The 555-nt window shown below is 72.3% G+C and carries 1 pseudogene; it reads right to left on the bottom strand.

From position 1 onward, the window contains the following. Window positions 1–555 (bottom strand): annotated as a pseudogene (locus D7V97_RS43565) (sensor histidine kinase); the annotation flags it as partial.

Raw genomic sequence — 555 nt, 5'->3', positions numbered from 1 at the left:
GGTCCATGGGCACGGTGAAGACCATGAATGGCTGCCCCGAGAAGCCGAGGAAGGGCCGCGACAGCAGCACCTGGGCGCCGCCCTTCAGCGCGTCCTGGAAGTAGGCCCGGTGCGCGAAGTTGGCCTTCGCCCGGTTGCTCCGTCCGGAGAACACCAGCGTGTCCCCGGTGTCGTCCAGCAGCCACGCCGCGTCGAACAGGCCGGACGGGTTCTCCAGCAGCGCCACCCGCGCCTGCATGCCCTCGCGGTGGCCCTCGCGCACCAGCGCGATGAAGCCCGGGTCCTGGCCGTGCACGCGCAACAGCGAGCTCGCGATGAGGGCCGTCTGCTCCAGCCACGCCGTCTCCGACGCCACCGCCTGCCGCGCCTTGGCGCGCAGCTCCACCTCCAGGGCCTTCTGCGCGAGGTACGACGCCACCGCGCCCACGCCCACGATGGGCAGCACCGACGCCAGCGCCATGCCGCGAAACAGCCGCCAGCGCACCCCCGAGAGCGTCGGCCACCGGTGCACTGTCACGAGCAGCGCGCACCCCAGGGACAGCACGGAGTACACGC

The organism is Corallococcus sp. CA053C (genome assembly GCF_003611675.1).
GTDB lineage: Bacteria > Myxococcota > Myxococcia > Myxococcales > Myxococcaceae > Corallococcus.
This window is presented reverse-complemented; position numbering and strand designations above follow the sequence as displayed.